Annotated in this window: 22 protein-coding genes and 1 riboswitch; of the genes, 9 read left to right on the top strand and 13 right to left on the bottom strand. The window is 48.2% G+C overall.

Features of this window, described 5'->3' with window-relative positions:
* Positions 1-73: 73 nt before the first annotated feature.
* The 3 genes from B3G15_RS05485 to B3G15_RS05475 are packed head-to-tail and all read left to right on the top strand — an operon-like array spanning position 74 to position 1,681.
* On the top strand, positions 74-502 hold the full coding sequence (locus B3G15_RS05485) for a DMT family transporter (protein ID WP_290716806.1): 429 nt from the start codon (positions 74-76) through the stop codon (positions 500-502).
* Positions 503-517: 15 nt separating this feature from the next.
* A complete protein-coding gene (locus tag B3G15_RS05480) occupies positions 518-1,186 on the top strand; it encodes a Crp/Fnr family transcriptional regulator (protein WP_290716803.1) in 669 nt (222 codons plus the stop codon).
* Positions 1,187-1,198: 12 nt separating this feature from the next.
* Positions 1,199-1,681, top strand: a complete 483-nt coding sequence (locus B3G15_RS05475; protein ID WP_290716800.1) for a DMT family transporter — start codon at positions 1,199-1,201, stop codon at positions 1,679-1,681.
* A gap of 76 nt (positions 1,682-1,757) precedes the next feature.
* On the opposite strand, the gene msrA is transcribed toward B3G15_RS05475, so the two are convergent.
* Together msrA and B3G15_RS05465 are read right to left on the bottom strand one after the other, a co-directional pair.
* Positions 1,758-2,288, bottom strand: coding sequence for a peptide-methionine (S)-S-oxide reductase MsrA (gene msrA, locus B3G15_RS05470; protein WP_023467010.1), 531 nt, complete (start codon positions 2,286-2,288; stop codon positions 1,758-1,760).
* 94 nt (positions 2,289-2,382) lie between these two features.
* Positions 2,383-2,486: riboswitch (SAM riboswitch) on the bottom strand.
* Between the two features lie 62 nt (positions 2,487-2,548).
* Positions 2,549-3,727, bottom strand: a complete 1,179-nt coding sequence (locus B3G15_RS05465) for a M20 metallopeptidase family protein (protein WP_290716795.1) — start codon at positions 3,725-3,727, stop codon at positions 2,549-2,551.
* Between the two features lie 77 nt (positions 3,728-3,804).
* Between B3G15_RS05465 and B3G15_RS05460 the strand changes: the two genes are divergently transcribed.
* Complete coding sequence (locus B3G15_RS05460; protein ID WP_029340705.1) at positions 3,805-4,098, top strand: putative quinol monooxygenase; 294 nt, start codon at positions 3,805-3,807, stop codon at positions 4,096-4,098.
* A 58-nt stretch (positions 4,099-4,156) separates the two neighbouring features.
* On the opposite strand, the gene B3G15_RS05455 is transcribed toward B3G15_RS05460, so the two are convergent.
* Both B3G15_RS05455 and B3G15_RS05450 read right to left on the bottom strand, forming a co-directional pair.
* Positions 4,157-6,712, bottom strand: coding sequence for a C40 family peptidase (locus B3G15_RS05455; protein ID WP_290716790.1), 2,556 nt, complete (start codon positions 6,710-6,712; stop codon positions 4,157-4,159).
* Positions 6,713-6,853: 141 nt separating this feature from the next.
* Positions 6,854-7,408, bottom strand: a complete 555-nt coding sequence (locus B3G15_RS05450) for a GNAT family N-acetyltransferase (protein ID WP_133208350.1) — start codon at positions 7,406-7,408, stop codon at positions 6,854-6,856.
* 269 nt (positions 7,409-7,677) lie between these two features.
* Between B3G15_RS05450 and B3G15_RS05445 the strand changes: the two genes are divergently transcribed.
* The 3 genes from B3G15_RS05445 to B3G15_RS05435 all read left to right on the top strand — a co-directional run bounded on the left by B3G15_RS05445 (position 7,678) and on the right by B3G15_RS05435 (position 9,193).
* Entirely contained in the window at positions 7,678-8,007 is a 330-nt protein-coding gene (locus tag B3G15_RS05445; RefSeq protein ID WP_149426776.1) for a DMT family transporter, read from the top strand.
* Positions 8,004-8,321: a DMT family transporter gene (locus tag B3G15_RS05440; protein WP_023467016.1), complete on the top strand. Its 318-nt coding sequence runs from the start codon at positions 8,004-8,006 to the stop codon at positions 8,319-8,321. The genes B3G15_RS05445 and B3G15_RS05440 overlap by 4 nt, the downstream gene beginning before the upstream one ends.
* A 128-nt stretch (positions 8,322-8,449) precedes the next feature.
* A complete protein-coding gene (locus B3G15_RS05435) occupies positions 8,450-9,193 on the top strand; it encodes a general stress protein (RefSeq protein WP_290716782.1) in 744 nt (247 codons plus the stop codon).
* Between the two features lie 111 nt (positions 9,194-9,304).
* Here the strand turns inward: B3G15_RS05435 and B3G15_RS05430 are convergent, their stop codons facing one another.
* On the bottom strand, positions 9,305-10,120 hold the full coding sequence (locus tag B3G15_RS05430) for an aldo/keto reductase (RefSeq protein ID WP_050678975.1): 816 nt from the start codon (positions 10,118-10,120) through the stop codon (positions 9,305-9,307).
* A gap of 132 nt (positions 10,121-10,252) precedes the next feature.
* On the opposite strand from B3G15_RS05430, the gene B3G15_RS05425 reads away from it, so the two are divergent.
* Complete coding sequence (locus tag B3G15_RS05425) at positions 10,253-11,278, top strand: iron-containing alcohol dehydrogenase family protein (protein ID WP_290716775.1); 1,026 nt, start codon at positions 10,253-10,255, stop codon at positions 11,276-11,278.
* A 48-nt stretch (positions 11,279-11,326) separates the two neighbouring features.
* Here B3G15_RS05425 and B3G15_RS05420 read toward each other — a convergent pair whose 3' ends face one another.
* From B3G15_RS05420 to B3G15_RS05400, 5 genes are all read right to left on the bottom strand, one after another.
* Positions 11,327-12,289 (bottom strand): EAL domain-containing protein, encoded by a 963-nt coding sequence (locus B3G15_RS05420; protein WP_195865730.1) that lies wholly within the window; start codon positions 12,287-12,289, stop codon positions 11,327-11,329.
* Between the two features lie 178 nt (positions 12,290-12,467).
* On the bottom strand, positions 12,468-12,731 hold the full coding sequence (locus B3G15_RS05415) for a DUF1294 domain-containing protein (RefSeq protein WP_023467021.1): 264 nt from the start codon (positions 12,729-12,731) through the stop codon (positions 12,468-12,470).
* 18 nt (positions 12,732-12,749) lie between these two features.
* Positions 12,750-13,493 (bottom strand): TPM domain-containing protein, encoded by a 744-nt coding sequence (locus B3G15_RS05410; protein WP_290716769.1) that lies wholly within the window; start codon positions 13,491-13,493, stop codon positions 12,750-12,752.
* Entirely contained in the window at positions 13,490-14,083 is a 594-nt protein-coding gene (locus B3G15_RS05405) for a LemA family protein (RefSeq protein ID WP_050677130.1), read from the bottom strand. The genes B3G15_RS05410 and B3G15_RS05405 overlap by 4 nt, the downstream gene beginning before the upstream one ends.
* A gap of 107 nt (positions 14,084-14,190) precedes the next feature.
* The gene (locus tag B3G15_RS05400; RefSeq protein ID WP_214861367.1) at positions 14,191-15,027 is read right to left on the bottom strand and encodes an undecaprenyl-diphosphate phosphatase; all 837 of its coding nucleotides are present in this window, start codon (positions 15,025-15,027) and stop codon (positions 14,191-14,193) included.
* 174 nt (positions 15,028-15,201) lie between these two features.
* Between B3G15_RS05400 and B3G15_RS05395 the strand changes: the two genes are divergently transcribed.
* Positions 15,202-17,283, top strand: coding sequence for a heavy metal translocating P-type ATPase (locus tag B3G15_RS05395; RefSeq protein WP_214858785.1), 2,082 nt, complete (start codon positions 15,202-15,204; stop codon positions 17,281-17,283).
* Positions 17,284-17,334: 51 nt separating this feature from the next.
* On the opposite strand, the gene B3G15_RS05390 is transcribed toward B3G15_RS05395, so the two are convergent.
* Genes B3G15_RS05390 through B3G15_RS05380 form a run of 3 tightly spaced genes read right to left on the bottom strand, consistent with a single transcriptional unit; the run spans position 17,335 to position 19,834 of the window.
* Entirely contained in the window at positions 17,335-18,147 is an 813-nt protein-coding gene (locus B3G15_RS05390; RefSeq protein WP_023467025.1) for a ZIP family metal transporter, read from the bottom strand.
* Positions 18,148-18,198: 51 nt separating this feature from the next.
* On the bottom strand, positions 18,199-18,528 hold the full coding sequence (locus tag B3G15_RS05385) for a YolD-like family protein (protein WP_023467027.1): 330 nt from the start codon (positions 18,526-18,528) through the stop codon (positions 18,199-18,201).
* Positions 18,512-19,834: a DNA polymerase thumb domain-containing protein gene (locus B3G15_RS05380; protein WP_214861366.1), complete on the bottom strand. Its 1,323-nt coding sequence runs from the start codon at positions 19,832-19,834 to the stop codon at positions 18,512-18,514. The genes B3G15_RS05385 and B3G15_RS05380 overlap by 17 nt, the downstream gene beginning before the upstream one ends.
* Between the last annotated feature and the right edge of the window lie 66 nt (positions 19,835-19,900).

Raw genomic sequence — 19,900 nt, 5'->3', positions numbered from 1 at the left:
TGGGACATTTGTCCTTTTCAAGTAGGGCACGAGTAAGGTCTACTCTAGTGTAGAGATTAAAGGAGGAGATGACGTGCAAGGAGTCGTGTTTGCTTTGATGAGCGGTCTGTTCATCGCCCTGCAAGGCATATTCAATGCGCGCCTTGCGACAGGCGTCGGACCGTGGTTGTCCGTATTGATCGTCCACTTTGTGGGTCTGATGGGTTGTTTAGTCATTTACAGTTTCGTACGAGATCGGAAAATCGGTGGCTTCCGTCAGTTACCATGGATTTATGCGAGCGGCGGTTTGATTGGCGTGCTAGTCGTCGTAACGGAACTGACAGCAATCCAAAAACTCGGGATGACATGGGCGATGTGTTTATTACTCGTCGCACAGATTTTATGTGCGTTTGTGATTGATTTAAAGGGATGGTTCGGTGTCTTAAAAAAACAAGGAAATCGTGGTCAATGGGTTGGTGTGGGTCTCATACTTGCAGGAGTTGCGATTTTCTCACTTGCCTAAAGGGGGGAAATGAACATGGAAAGCGTCATTCAACAGTATGGACTGGATACGATTTTGACGGAAGAGACGCGCGCTTGGTTGCGTCAAGAAACCTTCCAAAAAGGGGAACTCCTCTGTACGACAGGGGCAGCGATCGACCGGATGTACTTCATCGTCGCAGGCAAAGTTAAGATATCTGCTGCCTCGTCAGAAGGGAAACAACGGATTCTACGATTCAAGACACCACTGACAGTGATCGGTGACGCTGAGTTCATCAACGAACGGGAAGTATTGAATACGGTCGAAGCGGTGACCGACGTCGAGGTGTTGAGCGTACCGTATGCGATTTTACGCGAGCACAATACGACGAACGTCTTTCTGCAATTTTTATTACGCACGATCACAGCGAAGTGGTATGCCGACTCGAAATCAGCGTCGCACCATGTATTGTATACAGTTGAAGAGCGATTTGCAGGATATTTGTTGTCGATCGCTTCTGAAGCCAGTGACAGTTTGTTTTATCAGGAGATGCGGACGTCGAACCTGCATGACGTCGCTGACTGGCTTGGAACGAGTTATCGCCATCTCAACCGGATCATCACGAAATTATGTGAAGAGGAGATTCTCGTTCGACGACGCGGGAAAATCATCATCGTCGATCTGGAGCGGGTTCGCGAGAAGGCGAACGGTAACAGCTATGAGTAAGGAGGAACGAACATGGTAATAGGCATCGTGTGTGCCGTGTTGGCAGGGATGTTAATCAGTTTACAGACGGTATTGAATGCTCGGATGAGTGACGCGTTCGGTGCTTGGGCGACAACGACGCTCGTCTTCTTCGTCGGCTTCATCGGAGCAAGTGTCACGTATGTTCTGTTTCGTGGTGGAACAATCGGGCAGATCCAAAACGTATCACCACTCTATTGGTTTGGTGGACTTGTCGGTGTTGGCGTCGTTTTTTGTGTCATGCGTGGAATTCAATTACTTGGTCCGTCCGTCGCGATCTCTGTCGTTCTGATTTCGCAGTTAAGCTTTGCTCTCGCTGTCGATACGTTCGGCTGGTTCGGTTTACCACAAATTGATTTATCGTTCGGTCAGCTCATCGGTCTCGCCGTCATGGTATGTGGGATCTTCGTTTTGAAGCGGTATCAAGTCGTGGCGCCGGAAGAGAAGGCGGCGGATCAAGTAGAACGTGTTTCATGACTTATTTTTTTCATAACAATGAAACAGGTCAGCAAACCAACGTTTACTGACCTGTTTTTATATGCATTTTTTTGAATTAAACCGTCGTCGTATCTTTCCATTCCTGCTCGATGAAGGCATCGCGACCAGAGGCAGCACGATCTTTTTTATAGTGTTCTGGATTTTTCTTATGGAAGTCTTGATGATACTCTTCCGCCGGATAAAATTCAGAAGCGGCATCGATCCGCGTTACGATCGGTTGTTTGAAACGATTGCTTGCAGCAAGAGCGTCACGAGAAGCGATCGCTGCTTCATGTTGAGCGTCCGTATGATAGAAAATCGCTGGTGCGTACTGCGTGCCGCGATCTTGGAATTGACCTTCTGCATCCGTCGGATCCGTTTGTGGCCAGTAGAGTTCGAGCAGACGCTCGTACGGGAACAGACTCGGGTCAAACGTGATTTGGACGACTTCGAGATGTCCCGTCGTTCCTGTTTTAACTTGCTCGTATGTCGGGTTATCGACGTGTCCGCCCATGTAACCCGATACGATTCCCTCGATTCCTGGTAATTCTTCAAATGGTGTCACCATGCACCAAAAACATCCACCTGCAAATGTTGCTTTTTCCATCTGTCTCTTCCTCTCCGTGGGAAATCCCCATTGTATGTCTGACAGCGAGAAAACGAAAACGACTCCTTCGCTTGGTTGCAAAAGGAGTCGCCGCTTTTTATCAACCAAAGCTTTCGCTTTGCTGGTCGTAGCACCTTGCTATGCGCAGGTTGCTGGGACGTCATCGATCCAGATCTCTCGGTCCACTCTTGATAAGGGTATATGAAGTTGATGTCATTCGTTATCATTGTTGTGATGATACCATTCAAAAAGAAATAAAGTCAATCCTTAGGTTTCAAGGCACGTAAAACCGTCGCTCCGAGTGTCTTCGCACCAATCAACAACGCCTGTTCGTTGATTTCGTACTGCGGATGATGCTGTGGATAGTTGACGCGACCGTCCGTATATCCGGAGCCAGTAAAGAAATAACTTCTCGGGACATGTGTTAGATAATGCGCGAAGTCATCCGCAGCCATCATTGGTTTGAGTGCCCGGACGGATGCTTCCGGTAAGAAAGAAGCGGCTTCCTGAACAAGTTTTGTCTCGTCCGGATGATTCCAGAGTGCTGGATAACCAGTCGTGAAGTCGATTGAATAGGTAGCACCGATGCCGGCACATGTCGTTTTGGCGACAAGATCGACTTCTTGTCGGAGCTGATGCCGCAATGTCTCATTGAACGTCCGGATTTCCCCGACGATGCGTGCTTCACCCGTGACGATGTTCGGAGCCGTTCCCGCATGGAAAGAACCAATTGCAAGAACAGCAGGCTCAAACGGATCGACCCGTCGACTGACGAGATGCTGTAAGTTGCAGACGAGCTGCGCTCCAGCGACGAGTGCATCTTTTGTTTTATGTGGTGCTTGGGCATGCCCGCCTTGACCGTGGACGATGATTTCGAATTCGTCGATCGCACATAATGTATGTCCTTCCCGAAACCCAATCGTACCAACCGGTAAATCATTTTCGAGATGTGTCGCAAAAATCGCATCGACACCTTCGAGGACACCGGCTTCAATCATTTGAATTGCTCCACCGGGAAAGACCTCTTCACCATGCTGGTGAATGATTCGAATCGTTCCTTGCAATTGATCACGTAACGGATAGAGCGTAGCAGCCAGGGCCATCACCATTGCCGTGTGACCATCATGCCCGCAAGCATGCATGATACCAGGATGGATCGACCGGAAAGCAAGCGTTGTCTCTTCCTGAAGTGGTAATGCGTCAAAATCTGCGCGGACAGCAATCGTCGGACCAGGTTGTTTACCTTCAATCGTCGCGACGACCCCACGACCTCCAACGGCTGTTTGATGAGGAATGCCTCGTTCTGTGTAAAAGGCAGCAATCCGTTCTGGTGTGCGGACTTCTTGGAAGGACAGTTCCGGATGCCGGTGGAAATCACGACGTAACGCGATCATCGTGGGTTCAAATTGTTCAAGTGCTTCAAAAAGTTGAGTTTGCATCTTCAAGCTCCTTTGACGTGTGTCTTTTCGTGAAAATGGGTACAGATACAGGTAATCACGAAAGGGGATAATGAAACATGGGAGAAATCGTCGTCAACGCTGTACTTACAATCAAAGCAGGACTCGCGGATCAAGTTTTCCCGATTCTACAAACGGTCTATCATGCCTCACAAAAAGAAGAAGGATGCTTACGTTATTCCTTGCACCAATCGATCGAGGATGAGCATCAATTCATGCTGTATGAAGTGTATCGGGACGAAGAGGCGCTTGAAGCGCATATCGCATCCGATCATTATAAAGCATACCGTGAACAGATCGAGTTATACTTGATGGATCGACAAGTAACGAAATACGTCGAGATGACATTCTGACGTGTTGCGATAAGAAGAGACGAAGCCGTCGAATTCGACGGCTTCGTCTTTTTTTGTCTTACATCGATTTAAATCCGAGGAAATGCTCTTGCCAACGCGGTTCATAAATCGAATTGATTTGGAGCTGTGAACCGCCCGCATGGATGAAGTGTTCGCTATCGAGCATGATTCCGATATGCGATGGACCATCCGTGTAGGTGTTCTGGAAGAAGACGATATCCGAGCGTTTACCACTCGAGATACTCGTCCGGCGATTCGTAAAGAAAGCACCGTACCAGTAGCCACGAACGTTCGTCCGACCACCGTATTTTCCAGCCTTGTTCGTCGCGTAGTGAATCAAACCGGAACAGTCAAAACCACCATTCACGGCATCTTGCGAACCCCATGTGTATGGTGTGCCGATATGTTGGACTGCTGCTTGGATCAGCTTTTCACCACGCGTATTGTTCTTTTTGACGACCCGTTTATCGGACGTGATCGTCACAGCGGATACAGGAAGATAAACAGGTGTCCAGCCTGACTGGATGACATAGAAGTTTCCGACTCGATGACGCGGATAAACCCGTTTGCCTTGTTCAACGAGTCCGTTGCCTTTTGGACTTGTCGGACTCGCAAAGAACGACGTCGTCTGTTTGACCGTATAGATTTTCGCCCGGTCGATCGCTTTTTGTGTCAGTCCCATATCGGGTTTGCTCGTGCTGATATAAGGGTTGAGGACATAACCGGTTTGACCATTTGCCAGGCGAACTTGCCAAAAGTCATCATCAATCGATTTCAGACCAATCAGTTTTGTTCCTTTCTTCAAATAGGCAGCTGGGCGACTGTAAGCAACGTCGGCAGAGAAGAGTGGCGTCTGGTCCAGGTGGACATAAAATGTCGTGCCTTTTTTTGCTTTTGCCGTCGGCTTGTTCAGTCCGATACGACTCGAATCGACGAAACCAAAGGCATTTTTATATTTGACGCGTGTATAATAACCGCTTTTTCCGTAGATCGAAATCGAGGTACCTTTTTTTAGTGTGCCGATTTTTTTGCTCGAAAGTTTTGCCTGCGAACGAATGACGACATCGTCTTCCGTCACATAGCGTTGACCAGTGACGTCATACAGATCCGGCTTTTTCGTCACGAGATCCGTCGTCTTGACGTAGCCGTAGACCGATCCTTTTTTCAAGCGTGTGTAACTACCGCTTGTGCCGTAAACCGTTAGTTTGTCAGCTCGTTTGACGGAATACATAATTTTGCTCTTCGTCGAAGCAGACGTGTAGACGGACAAGTTGCGTTTCGCGTATCGTGTCCCGGTTGATGCATAGACTTTTCCAGTACCGAGATCAGCTGTCTTGACGTAAGCATGAACTCCACGGAAGATGATCCGACTATAGGTACCGCTTGTGCCATACACCGTCAGCAGCGTATTCGTTTGGTGTTGCTTCAAGACAGGACTTGAAGATTTGGCGTCCGAATAGATTGGCGTAGCGCGCTGAACATAGAGGCGTGCAGTCTTCGGATAGTATTTCAACGTACCGAGATGTGCCGTCAACACATAGGCATACTCGTCGTTTCGTTTGATTCGTGTAAATGACCCCTCGATGCCGTACGTCTGAAGAGAAGTATTCACAGGAATCGATTGTACGACTTTTCCTTTCGTAGTCGCAGTAGCATAGACCGTCGTCTGCTGTTGGACGTAACGTAGCCCGGTTTCCGGATGGTTCACGACCGGCGCATCAGCTAAATCAGCCGTCAATACGAAGGCGTAACCCGTCTTAGTCGCAACACGCGTAAAAGTACCGACCGTACCGAACGTTTCGAATGCTTGATTTTGAGTGACAGCTGTCTTCGCGCTCGTCGTCTTCGGTTCAACGAAAAGAGAAGTCGTTCGTTTGGCATAACGCAGTCCTGTTTCCGGATAATTTTCGACCTGCGCATCAGCTAAATCAGCCGTCAATACGAAGGCGTAACCCGTTTTAGTGGCCACGCGTGTAAAAGTACCCGTCGTACCGAACGTTTCGAATGATTGATTTTGAGTGACAGCTGACTTCGCGCTCGTCGTCTTCGGTTCAACGAAAAGAGAAGTCGCTCGTTTGGCATAACGCGTTCCAACTAATTTCGGAAGTTGCTCGAGTTGTGTCGTAGAGACGTAGACGTATTGCTCGTTCCATTTCAGACGTGTGAACGTGTCGAAAGTGCCGTATGTATCGATTCGCTGATAGGCAGGAAGTGTCGTCACGACGGTGGAATCAAATGGTGAAGCAACTAATGAGAGTGGACTTTTCGATGTCAGTGTTGCTTGTTTTTGAAAGACAGGTGCTGTTTGCGTTAACGCGTTGGTTGCGACATAAGCAGCGCCTTCTTGCCAACTGACACGGGTAAAGTCACCGTCCGTGCCGAGTGTCTTGAATGTCGTTCCTGCTGGTAGTTGTTGGATGACCGTTGCGGAATCAGCCGTTTGTAGCAACGCAGCATCCTCTTTCAAATAAGCCGCCCCGGTCGTCTCGGTGACTGTTTGTGTTTCTGCCGTCGGTTGAGCAGGTGGCGATTCAGCGAAAGCGGGTGCGGGTAAAACCGAGCTCAACATTAACGTTGCGGCAAGTCCAGCAACATGAGCAGTCCATTTTTTCATCAAGAGGTTCACTCCAATTCTTAAAATTTGTCATTACGAATAGTGTAGCATGCGCTTGTTTAAAAATTGATGAAAATCAAAAAAATAGGAGATTGTCCATAAAAAAACGGTATGCCTCGGCACACCGTTTGAAGTCATATGTTAGTTATCTTCTTCGTGATCCACTTGCCATTCCCAGTCAAGCATGCCGTAAATCAAGGAATCGCGCCAGTGGTCTTCGAGATAGACCGTCTCGCGAAGCTGTCCTTCCTTCGTCATGCCGACCTTTTGCAACACGCGTTCGGAAGCGACGTTCCGTGGGTCACACGTTGCCGTGATGCGGTGTAGTTCTAGTTTTTCGAAACCGAATTGGAGAAGGAAAGAGGCGATCGACGTCGCATATCCGTTCCCCCATTCATCAGGCGAGAGGACGTATCCGATTTCGGCGATTTTATTATCAACGTCTGTGATGACGAGTTCACCGGCGCCGATGACGACGTCACTTGGAAACGTCACGGCAAAGACATAACGACGTCTTGGTGTCTCGAGTTCACTTTCAAGCGCATCGTGTAGGAATTGTTTCGTATCCGTTTCGGTATTCGGTCCCCATGATTGGAATTGACTGACGATGGGTTGTGAGGCATAGGCGTGAACCGCTTCTACATCTTCTGGCGTAAAACGACGAATCCGAAGTTGATCATTGATTTTATAACGCATGCAGCATCCTCCTCTTTCAGATGAAGTCACTTTGATTCTATTTGACAGATGGGGAACGGATTCCTGTTTGACACGGGAAAAAGGGCGTGCTAGGGTGGTTGTATCGAATGGAATAGGGAGTATCCTCTAGGGTTCCGTACGGCTGGACCGAGGGAGGAACATGGACGTTTGTCCATGCAACGGAGGGATAAAAGCCCGGGAGTAAAGCGAATCACCTCGCTTACTCCCGGGCTTTTTCATTTGAATTTACTTATCAGGAGGCAATTACTATGGCAAAGTATTGGATTGGGATCATCGTCGCGGCATGTTTTGAAGTCGGCTGGGTCATTGGATTAAAACATGCGGCAACACCACTTGAGTGGACTGCAACGATTGTCTGTATCATCGTTAGCTTTACCGTGCTGATCAAAGCGAGTAACCATTTACCGGTCGGAACGGTCTATGCTGTCTTCGTCGGTCTCGGAACGGCAGGGACGGTCGTGACGGACATCGTGTTATTCGATCAAGCGGCTTCCGTGATGAAATTAGCATTGATCGCTGTCTTACTGGTCGGCGTCATCGGTCTGAAGTTAGTCAGTGGAGAGGAGAAATCAGCATGAGTTGGATTTATTTAATCATTGCCGGAATCTTTGAGATGTTTGGTGTCGTCTTGATCAATACGTTCAATCAAAATAAGAATGCGAAGAATCTACTGTTGATGGGAACAGGATTCGGACTCAGTTTTCTATTTTTGACACTTGCGATGAATGGTTTACCGATGGGAACAGCGTATGCGGTATGGACGGGAATCGGAGCAGCGGGTGGTGCGATTCTCAGCATGGTGCTCTATAACGAATCAAAAGACTGGAAGCGGCTGGTCTGCATCGGTCTTGTCTTGAGTGCTACAATCGGCTTGAAACTCGTCGGTGAATGATCGTTTACATGTCAAACAGATGACGTTTTAATGGAACGCATATTTTTTGGCATATTTTAACGCAAAAGAGGAAATACTCCTTATAGAAGTCACGCATGACAAATCGTGTCGATAAGGGGAGAATATTCATGAAAACGAAACAATATATCGGAACATTCTATTCAGAAGAAGAATTGATCTCAAAAATGGATGAGTTACACATTCAGGGACATCGGGAGGAAGACTTCTACGTCATCGTCAAGGAGAAGTCGAACATCGCACTCGTCCGTAGCCAGATGGACGCAGAAATCGCTACGACGAAACCGTCTTGGATCGACCGGATTCGTGGAAACAAAGGACGCGATCAAGAAGTCGATGATCTGTTCGGGTCACTTGATCTATCAGACAATGAGATCGAACAACGCAAAACGGAAGTCGAAGGTGGGGGCTTCGTTCTGTTACTTGAAGTCCAAGACATCCAGTTCGATCCACATTTAAATACAGATAATACGCATCCTGATGTTAAAGTTCGCTATGGTAGTGGCGAAGAGACGCATACGTCATCAGATGCGAATTCCAATGCACAGCTCGGCTCCGGTAATCCGCTTGATGTTGATAAAGATTCGAAGGAAGAGCATGCAGAGATTGATTTGCACCGTGCCGGTACTGATAAGATGCCGCAAGACGAGCAGGCAATCGATCATTCAAAAAAACTCGACGGGAACCGAGAACCGGATATTGCAATGCGTCGGGATGACGATTTCCGACGTCCGGAAACAGAACGCGAGGAAAAAGAACATGATGCAACGCAAGACAGCGAAGAACGTCGTCAATCGAAACATCAATCGGATGACATCGCCAAGCAAGATCATGGAAATAATTTAGACCGCTAAAATAATAGATTGGAATCACGCGTTAGGGTCATCATCAAAGAAGGTACTTTCCGGATCAAATCCGAAAAGTACCTTCTTTTTGTATGGAGATTAGACGAGAATCGTCTCGCCTTATTTATGATCCGGATTTGATCCTGTACGCACGTTGGCGTTCAATTGATCAATCGCTTGCATATCAACGTCTGACAAGCTGAAGTCGAAGACATCAAGATTTTCGCGAATGCGGCTTGGCGTGACAGATTTCGGAATCGCGACGATATCGTGTTGCAAGTGCCAACGGAGGACGACTTGAGCCGGCGTTTTCTGATGGCGATCGGCGATATCGACGATGACCGGATGCGTCAACGCGTCGCGTCCTTTCATCAACGGACTCCAAGCTTCAACGACGATACCGTGCTTGCGGCAAAAGTCTCGGATCGCTTCTTGGCTAAGGAACGGATGGAGTTCAATCTGATTGACGGCAGGAACGATCGATCCTTCGGCTAAAATTCGTTCCAAGTGAGGAATATGGAAGTTCGAAACACCGATGGCACGCGTCTTTCCTTCTGCATAGAGATGTTCGAGCGCCCGCCATGTCTCGACATAACGATCTTCTTTTGGCATCGGCCAATGAATCAGATACAAGTCAACATAATCGACACCAAGCTTTTGCAGACTCGTCTCGAAAGCGGCAAGTGTCTCTTCATAGCCGTGATCGGAATTCCAGACTTTCGTCGTTAGAAAGATCTCTTCTCGGGGAATGCCCGAGTCACGCAGCGCGCGACCGACACCTTCTTCGTTCTCGTAAATCATCGCCGTATCGATTGAACGATATCCGGCGCGGAGTGCTTCGCTGACCGCTTCATATACTTCTTCTTCCGGTACTTTAAAGACACCATATCCGAGTTGGGGCATGCTGATGCCGTTATTTAACGTAATCTGTTGCATCGATTCATCGACTCCTTTGTAGTAAATTCTTCTCTTTTCTAGTGTACGCGCTCCTCCTGTAAAAATCGAATGATTGCCGAAGTGAGTTCTTTTGCGTATACTGAGCGATAACAAATATTAGGAGGCGATCCTGTGATTCGACAAGCTGTTTTACAATACATACATGAGCAACACGCACTCGATCAACTCGAAGAAGTGATAGGTGATCGTTCAGCAGTCCTGATTCATGGACGTCAGGCCTATGAAGCAGCCGCTTTTGCTTTACCAGAATTACCACGTTTTTTATTTGAAGGACATTGTACGGATCAACAGGTGGAAGCTTTCAAACAGGTATGTGCTCCATACGATGTGATTCTCGCGCTCGGAGGTGGAAGTGTCATCGATACGGCAAAACAAGTCGCGTTTCAATTACAACGCCCAATCATCGTCATTCCGACGATCGTCTCGAACTGTGCTCCGTGGACTCCGCTCAGTGTCATGTATAACGAAGAGGGACAGTACATCCGATTTGATACGTTTCCCGTCGTGATTGAAGCTCTTTTACTCGATCATCGGATTATCGCAGCAAGTCCGTATGATTATTTCGTAGCCGGACTCGTCGATACGCTAGCGAAGTGGTATGAAGCACGTGCCTTAAGCGGATCATCGGCTGAAGATCCCGTCATTGAGATGGCGCTTCGAACAGCTGAACGTTGTAAGGATCTTATCTTGTCGACGAATATAACGGAAACGCGTTTTCGTGAGTATCCCGTTGAAATGCAACATCTCGTCGAAACCGTCATTCCGTTAGCTGGAAGTATCGGCGGTTTTGGTGACGCGGCGACGCGTGGTGCAATCGGACACGCAGTGCATAACGCGTTATCTCCTCATCCGGAAACACACGCGTTTTTACACGGGAGTAAGGTCGGTTACGGACTACTCGTTCAGGAGAAGTTACTCAGACATGATGATGATTACATAGAGTTGCGTGACTATCTTCTTGCACAAGAACAGCCGACGGCACTCGCAGACTTCGCATTATCGCTCGATGTCGTCGAAACACTTGCTTTACGGACATCGAAAGAGGAATTGTGTCGTCTGTTGCGTCCGATCGTGTCAATGGAACAACTAGTGGATGCTATTACACGGAACGAGACGGTTTCCGTTTCGACAACTTAACATAAAAAGACGCACATGTGCCGAATCAGACGGTCCATGTGCGTATTTTTATTGTGCTTTCGCAAAGCGAGCATAAGGAGCAGGGCGACCGAGTAGGTATCCTTGACCAAGATCGAAGCCGAGTTCGCGGCAAAGATCGAGTTCTTCTTGCCGTTCGATGCCTTCCGCTAAGATTTGAATCCCCATTTCTCGTGTCAGATGACGGGCTTTTCGTAAAAAGGCTTCGTTTTCTGAGTTCGTATCGCAGTGATCGATGAAGGAACGATCAATCTTAATATAATCCGGTTGAAGCAAGGACAACATATCGAGTGTCGAGAAACCAGCGCCGACATCGTCCAGTGCTACTTGAATGCCTTGCTTTTTATACTGTTCGAAGACGTGTTTCAAATGGTTGACGTCTTCAATTTTTTCCGTTTCGACGACTTCGAAGACGAGCCGACTCGGATCGACTTGATAACGTTCGACGATTTCAAACGTATGGCGCAGGCAGTACTCCGGATTATAGATCGTCGAAGGGAGAAAGTTGATGAACGTTTTTGTTGTGCCACCGATATGATGCGTCGCACGGATGGCTTCTTCACGCGCCCGCTGATCAAGACGGGAATGAAGTCCCATCTTCGAGGCCGTCGAAAACAAGACACCAGGCGAGATAGGCGTGTTATCATCTGCTGCTCGCAATAAGGCTTCGTTCGCGACGAGCACGTTGCGCTGGATATCATAAATCGGTTGTAGGTGGCTCGTCATGATCCCATGCTGGATGAAATCAATCGCAGACCGATGCTTCAGTTGTTCTAGAAGTGCTGAAGCTAGGATGGGTGCTGTCACATAACGCGATTGTGTGGCGCGACACGACACCGGATAATCCGCTACACGTAAGAGCGATGTCAATAACTGTTCGAGCTGTTCAAACGATTGATAGGAATAGATTTCTGGCGTCGGTGATTGAATATGGAGTGCTCCCGCTTCAACGAAACGGATGGATGTCGTACATTCGGCGCAAGGATGCCACATAAAGGGATGTCCACCTCTCAGTACATCAAAAAAGATGTATTTATTAAATTGGTTAAATTCTTTACCCTGAACAAAAAAGAAAATAAACCTGTTATTCATAATCATTGACCTCATACAAAAAAGAGAAGGAACGACGGACACATTTCCGTACGTTCTCTTCTCTATCGGTCACATTCTTTCATTGTGAAGTGTAAACAAACCAGAAAGCGAGATGCAAGATAGCGGCTATTGGAACGAGCCATTGGAACTTCGCTTTCCGTGTCTTGTGCCGGACTGTGTACATACCGATCCAAGAACCGAGCGCACCACCGAGGAAAGCAATCGTCAATAGTGTCGCTTCGGGTGTCCGGTAAGCATGTTGTTGCGCTCGACGTTTATCCTGCCACATCGAGACAAATCCGATGAGTGTCAGGAGGAGATAATACCCTAAGATGATCCTCATGAAAAAACGACTCCTTTTCTACCGTTCGGCACCACCACCGCCGGAACTTCCGCCACCACCACGACTGCCACCATTTCCACCGCCACCACGCATGATCGCGGAGAAGATGTTCAAAATCGCAAAGAAGAACATACCACCGGTGAACTTCATATCGAGGAACAATAAGATCAATAATCCAGCACCGATCAGAATCTTCGTCCAAAGCGGAAGTCCGTCGTCATGTTGTGTTTTCGGAGGATCCTGTGACTCAAGCGATTGATCCTTTGAGATGACACTGACGACCGCTTTATATGTTTCGGACGCTGCTTTTCCATACTCACCGTTCTCTTTATAAGGAACCGCGTATTGATCGAGGATGCGCCCAGCCGTGATGTCCGTCAAGATCCCTTCAAGCTTATAACCAACTTCAATCCGGAATTGTCGATTTTTTTCGTTTGGAGCGACGACGACAAGAACACCATTGTCTTTTCCTTCTTGACCGATGCCTTGGCGCCGGAACGTTTCATTGGCGTAAGAGCTTAAATCCTGTCCCTTTAGATCGGGAACCGTCTTGAGGACGACTTGTGCCTGTGCCGTCGTATATCGTTCGAGTTCCTGACCGAGTTGCGCGAGTTCGGCTTCTTCCGAAGGGGTGAGCAGCTGAGCATCATCCTGAATGAAGAAGGCTGCTCCCGTCCGTTCTGAAACGGCACTAGCTGTTGGAACGAAGAGGAAGAAGACGAGGAACGCGCTCAACAGAAGTCGCGTCCACCGCCGAATCATTTCGAATCACTGTTAAAGTCGACGGTCGGATTTTCCCGGTCGCTGTCTGAAATCTCGTAATACGGCTTTTTCTCGAATCCGAAGGCGGATGCGTAGAGTGTCGTTGGGAAGCTCCGACGTTTTTTGTTGTAGAGGGTTACAGCATCATTGTAATCCTTGCGGGCGATCCCAAGACGATTTTCTGTTCCTTCCAGCGTGTCCATCAAGGATTGGAATCGTTCGCTTGATTTTAGTTCCGGATACGTCGTCTGCAAGGCAATCAATCCGCGAAGCGAAGACGTGACTTGTTGGTCGGCTTCAATTCGTTGCTCGGTTGACGCAGCACGCGCAAGACCCGCTTGGGCTTCTGCGACTTTTCCATATACTTTTTCTTCTTGACCCGCGACACCTTTAACAGTTTCAACGAGGTTCGGAATCAAATCCGCACGACGCTTGATTTGGTTGTCGACTTGCGACCATTTATTCGATACATCTTCTTCTACATTGACGAGGCTGTTGTATTGTCCGATTGCTAAAAAGGCAATCACGGCGACAACAACGACTCCGATGATTAATGGGAGTTTTGATGTACTCCGACTTCTGCGTGCCATGTGGCATTCACTCCTTTAGTTATGTCTCATCCCTATATACCCTTAACGAAGTGAATTAGTTTCAAAAAAATGAAAAACCGTCAGCTAAAATAGCTAACGGTTTGAACTTACATGTAGACGATGACAGCTAAGACAGCTGCTAAGACAAGACGGTAGATTGCGAATGGAACGAGTTTGATCTTGTTGATCAGCTTCAAGAAGAAGCGAATCGATAAGAGGGCAAACACGAACGACGCAACGAAACCGACAGCATAGAATGCGAAGTGGTTCGGTTGAATGTTCTCCCAGTTCTTAACGAGCGAAAGGAAACTAGCACCGAACATGATCGGTACAGCCATGATGAACGTAAAGTCAGCTGCCGTCCGGTGATTCATCCCGAGGAAGACCCCTCCGGAAATCGTTGAACCAGAACGGGAGAAGCCAGGCCAAAGGGAAATACATTGGAACAGACCGACGAGTGCTGCTTGGCGATATGTAATCTGATCAAGCGATGTGGTTTTTGGTTCCTTTGGTCCGAATTTATCGGCTGCGATCATCAAGAGGGCACCGACAGCAAGACCGATGATGACCGTTTCAATCGAGAAGAGGTTCTCATCGATGAAATCTTCGAATAACAACCCGAGAACAGCTGCTGGTAGAAGACCGATCAAGACGTGACGTAGTTTTAACTTGTGTGTCCCTGATGCGTCATGTTCGCCTTCAATCTTATACAAACCGATCAAGCTGAAGAGGCGTTTCCAAAAGACGACGATGACCGCGAGGATTGATCCGAGCTGAATGACGACCTTAAAGGTGTTCGCCGAATACTTACCAAGAAATTCTGTTGTTTGTAACCACATGTCATCCACGATGATCATATGACCAGTCGAGGAGACAGGTGCGAATTCCGTCATCCCTTCGACGAAACCGAGTAAAAGAGCTTTCAAGAGTTCAATGATGTGCATGGTAATCTCCTTCTATAATGATGTGCTATGTAAAAACATATCATGTTTTATTCTTGTGAGATAGAACCAATCAGAATATCGGGCGCAAGACCGAGGAAAGTATGGATTGATAACGGAAGGAAAAAGGCGTACGATGACTGTATAATCAAACAAATATTTGAATGAGGTGAGAGAATGCGTGAAGCGACTGAACCGATCCGGATTTCAGGAATTGATTGTGCGAACTGTGCAGCGAAAGTAGAGCGTGGCGTGGCAAACGTAACAGGAGTCAAGGAAGCGACGTTGGATTTCGCAGGGCAACGTCTCTATATCACATACGCATCCCCAGATATCCAAGAACAGACGTATCGTCACGTTGTTCAGCGTGTTCACGAACTAGAACCAGATGCTCTCCTGCAACGCGAGCAGGATACACGAGACACGACTGAAATGGTATTTTGGACAAGGTCAAAGAAACTTCAAACACTCATAGGTCTGACTTCTTTCGGAATAGCATTTCTTGTTCCCGAGTCCATACAAATATGGTTGTATCTTACGGCGTATGTATTCATCGGGAATGAAGTATTACGTAATGCACTTCGGTCGACACGACGCGGACAGTTGTTTGACGAGAATTTTTTGATGATGCTCGCGACGATCGGGGCATTCGTCATTGGGGAGTATACAGAAGCGGTGGCAGTCATGTTGTTTTATCAAATCGGTGAATATTTTCAGCATAGGGCTGTCAATCAATCACGACGCTCGATTTCAGCATTGATGGATATTAGACCAGAGCAAGCCGTGCTTGAGGATGGGCGACGTGTGCGTCCGGAAGATGTCATTCCAGGACAGCGAATCATCGTCCGTGCTGGGGAACGGATTCCACTTGATGGAACGATCAAGCAAGGTACTGCCTTTCTGGATACGGCAGCATTGACAGGAGAATCGGTTCCTCGGCGTGTACATGAAACGGATCATGTGCTAGCCGGTACGATCAGCACGGGCGGACAGTTAGTGATTGAAGTAGATCGATCGTATACGGACTCGGCGGTCGCGAAAATCATTTCACTGGTAGAACAAGCCTCTCGTCATAAAGCACCGACGGAAAAGTTCATCACACGATTTGCGCGAGTTTATACGCCGGCTGTTGTCGTGATTGCGCTAATTTTAGCGGTTCTGCCGCCTCTCTTACTGAATGCTTCCTTTAGCGAGTGGACGTACCGGGCGCTTGTCTTTCTCGTCATCAGTTGTCCTTGTGCGCTCATGCTCTCCATCCCGCTCGGCTTTTTTAGTGGAATCGGTGCTGCTTCAAAGCGAGGCATACTCGTCAAAGGCGGAAATCATCTAGAATCGTTGCAACGAATCGATACCCTCGTCTTGGATAAAACAGGTACGTTGACGAAAGGGAATTTTGAAGTCGTCGCTATTCAAGCACATACGATGACGAAACAAGAGTTACTACAAGTAGCAGCTCGGGTGGAACGGCAATCGAATCATCCGATCGCGACTTCGATCGTCCGGGCGGTTGATGGCTTACCATCTAAAGATGGTGGCATTCACTTATCAGAAATAGCAGGGAAAGGCGTCAGTGGGGAGTACGATGGTCGACTGCTGCGTGCAGGAAATGCCGAGTGGTTAAAGGAACTGGGCTTTACACCTGATAAAGAAACCGAAATCGGTACCTATGTTCACATTACTCAGGACCAAGACTATCTGGGATGGATTCGAATTGCAGATCAACTGAAGACGACGACGATGGAAGCGATCATCCAATTGAAAAAGCGAGGCATCCGTCGAATCGTCATGTTGACAGGCGATCGGAAACAGACGGCAGAAGCAATCGGAAAACAGTTGGATCTCGATCACGTCATTGCGAACTTGTTGCCGCATCAAAAAGTCGAAGCGCTGGAAGAACTGATGAAGACAGCAAAAGGAAAAACAGCGTTCGTAGGGGATGGAATCAACGATGCCCCTGTCCTGACACGGGCGGATGTCGGAATCGCCATGGGCGGAATCGGGAGTGATGTGGCGATTGAAGCAGCGGATGTCGTTTTGATGACCGATGAGCCGAAACAGCTTGCCGATGCGATGGATGTTGCCAGAACGACGCGAAAGATCGTCTATCAAAACATCTATTTTGCCCTTGGAATCAAAGCAATCTTTTTGTTACTTGGAGCCTTTGGAATCGCAACGATGTGGGAAGCCGTCTTTGCTGATGTCGGTGTGACAATGTTAGCGGTCCTGAATGCGATGCGTCTATTAAAGATACGTGCATGAACAAATATGCGATCATTTCCTCTTTTGAGGAGATGATCGCATATTTTTAGATCACCCGAGTGCGACATCGAGAATCATCATGACCGTAAACCCGACCATCAGACCAAGCGTTGCTAAATCGGATCCGTTCTCTGCTTGTGATTCCGGAATCAATTCTTCGACGACGACGAAAATCATCGCTCCGGCAGCAAACGATAACGCATACGGTAGAAGCGGTTGAACGAAGAAGACCGCGGCTGCTCCGACCATCGCGGCAATCGGTTCGACGATTGCTGACAATTGACCGTAATGGAAGGCGCGCCGGCGCGACATTCCTTCACCGCGTAGTGGAATCGATAGGGCAGCTCCCTCCGGCATGTTTTGTATCCCAATACCGAGTGCGAGCGTCAAGGCACCGGCGACGGTCGCCCCGTCCATGTTTAAGGCAGCGGCGCCAAAAGCGACACCAATCGCAAGACCTTCGGGAATATTGTGCAACGTGATCGCAAGAAATAGTAACGTCGTTTTCTTGAGTCCTGTCGAAGGACCTTCCGCTGTCTCGAGTGGTGCAGATAAGTGCAAATGCGGTGTGACGAAGTCAAGCAAACGGACGAAAAATCCACCAGCGAGAAAACCGATGGCAGCAGGAATCCAGGCGATTCCTCCATCCTGCTCCGTGAACTCGATCGCAGGAGCAAGCAGCGACCAAAACGACGCGGCAATCATGACGCCGGCGGCAAAACCGAGCATCATGTTCATGACGCGTTTTTCAATCGTCGTAAAGACGAAGACGAGTGCCGCACCAAGTGCGGTTAACCCCCACGTCATCATTCCGGCAAGCAATGCTTGCACGACGACGGGGAGGGAAGTAAACCAATCCAACATGACTATTCCTTCTTTCCGGGGACGATTTAAAGCATCCATCTGTATGAGAGCTTACCCGTTTTCGATCCGGACGATTCGTGTGAAGGGAATTTCAATGACTTCACGTCCGCGCAGAAAGAGAACGGAACGTTCGGGTTCTAGTCGTTCCACGAAACCGACGACCGTCACGTAGCTACTTTCCTTATAATACGTGATTTCAAGTTCGTTTCCTTCTATTAAAGCTTCTTGAAGCAGAAAGTGCCATGATTCTTGCAACTGTTCATCAATTTCAGGCAAGTCGAGCTGATGCATCTGGACATAATATTCCCGCAACAGTTGCAAATGTTCCGGCATGAGAAAAGGAATCCATTTTAAATTTCCTCGATCACGATACGCTGTCATGAAGATCACCTCCCGGATGACCGCCGACGAAACGAAGACGACGTTTGGCGACACTCGTATCAAGAAACGAGACAGCGAGGCGAATCGTTCCTTTTCCGTAGCGGAGGTTGACGACATCCATTGCTTTTAATAACCGTCGTCGTTTCCAGAGCCGCGCATTATCCTCGAACAAAGACAACTGTAAGGTGCCTTGATCGGCAGTCAAATGCCCCACTGCGACGGATAAAAAACGAACAGGTTCTCCGTCGAGCCAATTCGGTTCGAATAATTGTAAGACGTGACGCAGAATGATTCGTTCATCGGATGTCGGATAAGGCAACCGCACTTGACGGGAGAAACCACTTCGGACGACGTTTCGAGAATAGCGGACGCCGATGTGAACGGTCCAGCCGACTTGATTCGAAAAGCGACAACGTGCGGCAACATCCTGCACGAGTTCATTGAGCACATTCCGAATGCGTTCGAACTGATAATAGTCCTGCATTAAGGTCACACCGTGTCCGATCGTCCGTTGAGGGGCTTTCTCGAACAGATGACGAGGCGCAAGAAGTGTCGGTGACGCGTCAAGACCCCAAGCGTGGTGCCATAGTTCGGCACCGATGACACCGAATCGTTCGTGCAACTCTTCGACAGGGCGCATTGCAAGATCACCGATTGTTTCAATCCCCATCATCTGCAGATGTTGTTCCATACGGTGTCCGACCCCCCACATCTTCCGAATCGGAAAATCATGAAGACGTCGTGCGACGTCGGCATATCCACATCGCGCGATGCCTTCTTTTTTCCCGATTAAATCAAGGGTCAGTTTCGCGATGACGTTATTTGGACCAATCCCGATCCGGACGTGGATGCCGGTCTGTTTCAGGATCGCTTCTTTAATTTTGAGGGCAGCTTGCAGGTCGGAACCAAATAGGCGATCGGTTCCGGTCATGTCAATGAAGCTTTCGTCAATCGAATAGACGCGGATCGCTTCAGGTGGGGCGAATTGGTGCAGGACATCAAGGACACGTATTGACGTCTTCATATAAGCGAGCATGCGTGGTTCGACAAGTTGAATCGTGCGACGAACAGCGTATGGCAATTGCTCGATTTCATATAGTCGACCGGCTGTCTTGATTCCTAGTGCTTTTAAGGCAGGGGTGGCAGCGAGAATGACGGATCCGCTTCGTTTTAAATCGGAGACGACCGCTAAGCGTGTCGTCAAGGGAGGGAGATTGCGATACTGGCATTCACAACTGGCGTAGAAGGACACACTGTCGACACAAAAAATACGTTTATCTTGTGGTAAAACGACGGAAGAAAACATTTGAATCACTCCTTTACATAAAAGAACGTATGTTCTTATTTTGATTTTCTTTGACTATAGCATGGT

It is taken from the genome of Exiguobacterium sp. UBA1053, from assembly GCF_002316465.1.
Lineage (GTDB): Bacteria > Bacillota > Bacilli > Exiguobacteriales > Exiguobacteriaceae > Exiguobacterium_A > Exiguobacterium_A abrahamii.
This window is presented reverse-complemented; position numbering and strand designations above follow the sequence as displayed.

Coding starts and splice junctions, on each gene's coding strand:
- B3G15_RS05400 (WP_214861367.1), bottom strand. CDS start 15,027: ATGCACATCATTGAACTCTTGAAAGCTCTTTTACTCGGTTTCGTCGAA.
- B3G15_RS05455 (WP_290716790.1), bottom strand. CDS start 6,712: ATGAAAAAATGGACTGCTCATGTTGCTGGACTTGCCGCAACGTTAATG.
- msrA (WP_023467010.1), bottom strand. CDS start 2,288: ATGGAAAAAGCAACATTTGCAGGTGGATGTTTTTGGTGCATGGTGACA.
- B3G15_RS05435 (WP_290716782.1), top strand. CDS start 8,450: ATGAAAACGAAACAATATATCGGAACATTCTATTCAGAAGAAGAATTG.
- B3G15_RS05450 (WP_133208350.1), bottom strand. CDS start 7,408: ATGCGTTATAAAATCAATGATCAACTTCGGATTCGTCGTTTTACGCCA.
- B3G15_RS05420 (WP_195865730.1), bottom strand. CDS start 12,289: ATGTGGCATCCTTGCGCCGAATGTACGACATCCATCCGTTTCGTTGAA.
- B3G15_RS05430 (WP_050678975.1), bottom strand. CDS start 10,120: ATGCAACAGATTACGTTAAATAACGGCATCAGCATGCCCCAACTCGGA.
- B3G15_RS05445 (WP_149426776.1), top strand. CDS start 7,678: ATGGCAAAGTATTGGATTGGGATCATCGTCGCGGCATGTTTTGAAGTC.
- B3G15_RS05380 (WP_214861366.1), bottom strand. CDS start 19,834: ATGTTTTCTTCCGTCGTTTTACCACAAGATAAACGTATTTTTTGTGTC.
- B3G15_RS05385 (WP_023467027.1), bottom strand. CDS start 18,528: ATGACAGCGTATCGTGATCGAGGAAATTTAAAATGGATTCCTTTTCTC.
- B3G15_RS05475 (WP_290716800.1), top strand. CDS start 1,199: ATGGTAATAGGCATCGTGTGTGCCGTGTTGGCAGGGATGTTAATCAGT.
- B3G15_RS05460 (WP_029340705.1), top strand. CDS start 3,805: ATGGGAGAAATCGTCGTCAACGCTGTACTTACAATCAAAGCAGGACTC.
- B3G15_RS05405 (WP_050677130.1), bottom strand. CDS start 14,083: ATGGCACGCAGAAGTCGGAGTACATCAAAACTCCCATTAATCATCGGA.
- B3G15_RS05415 (WP_023467021.1), bottom strand. CDS start 12,731: ATGAGGATCATCTTAGGGTATTATCTCCTCCTGACACTCATCGGATTT.
- B3G15_RS05440 (WP_023467016.1), top strand. CDS start 8,004: ATGAGTTGGATTTATTTAATCATTGCCGGAATCTTTGAGATGTTTGGT.
- B3G15_RS05390 (WP_023467025.1), bottom strand. CDS start 18,147: ATGTTGGATTGGTTTACTTCCCTCCCCGTCGTCGTGCAAGCATTGCTT.
- B3G15_RS05395 (WP_214858785.1), top strand. CDS start 15,202: ATGCGTGAAGCGACTGAACCGATCCGGATTTCAGGAATTGATTGTGCG.
- B3G15_RS05410 (WP_290716769.1), bottom strand. CDS start 13,493: ATGATTCGGCGGTGGACGCGACTTCTGTTGAGCGCGTTCCTCGTCTTC.
- B3G15_RS05480 (WP_290716803.1), top strand. CDS start 518: ATGGAAAGCGTCATTCAACAGTATGGACTGGATACGATTTTGACGGAA.
- B3G15_RS05465 (WP_290716795.1), bottom strand. CDS start 3,727: ATGCAAACTCAACTTTTTGAAGCACTTGAACAATTTGAACCCACGATG.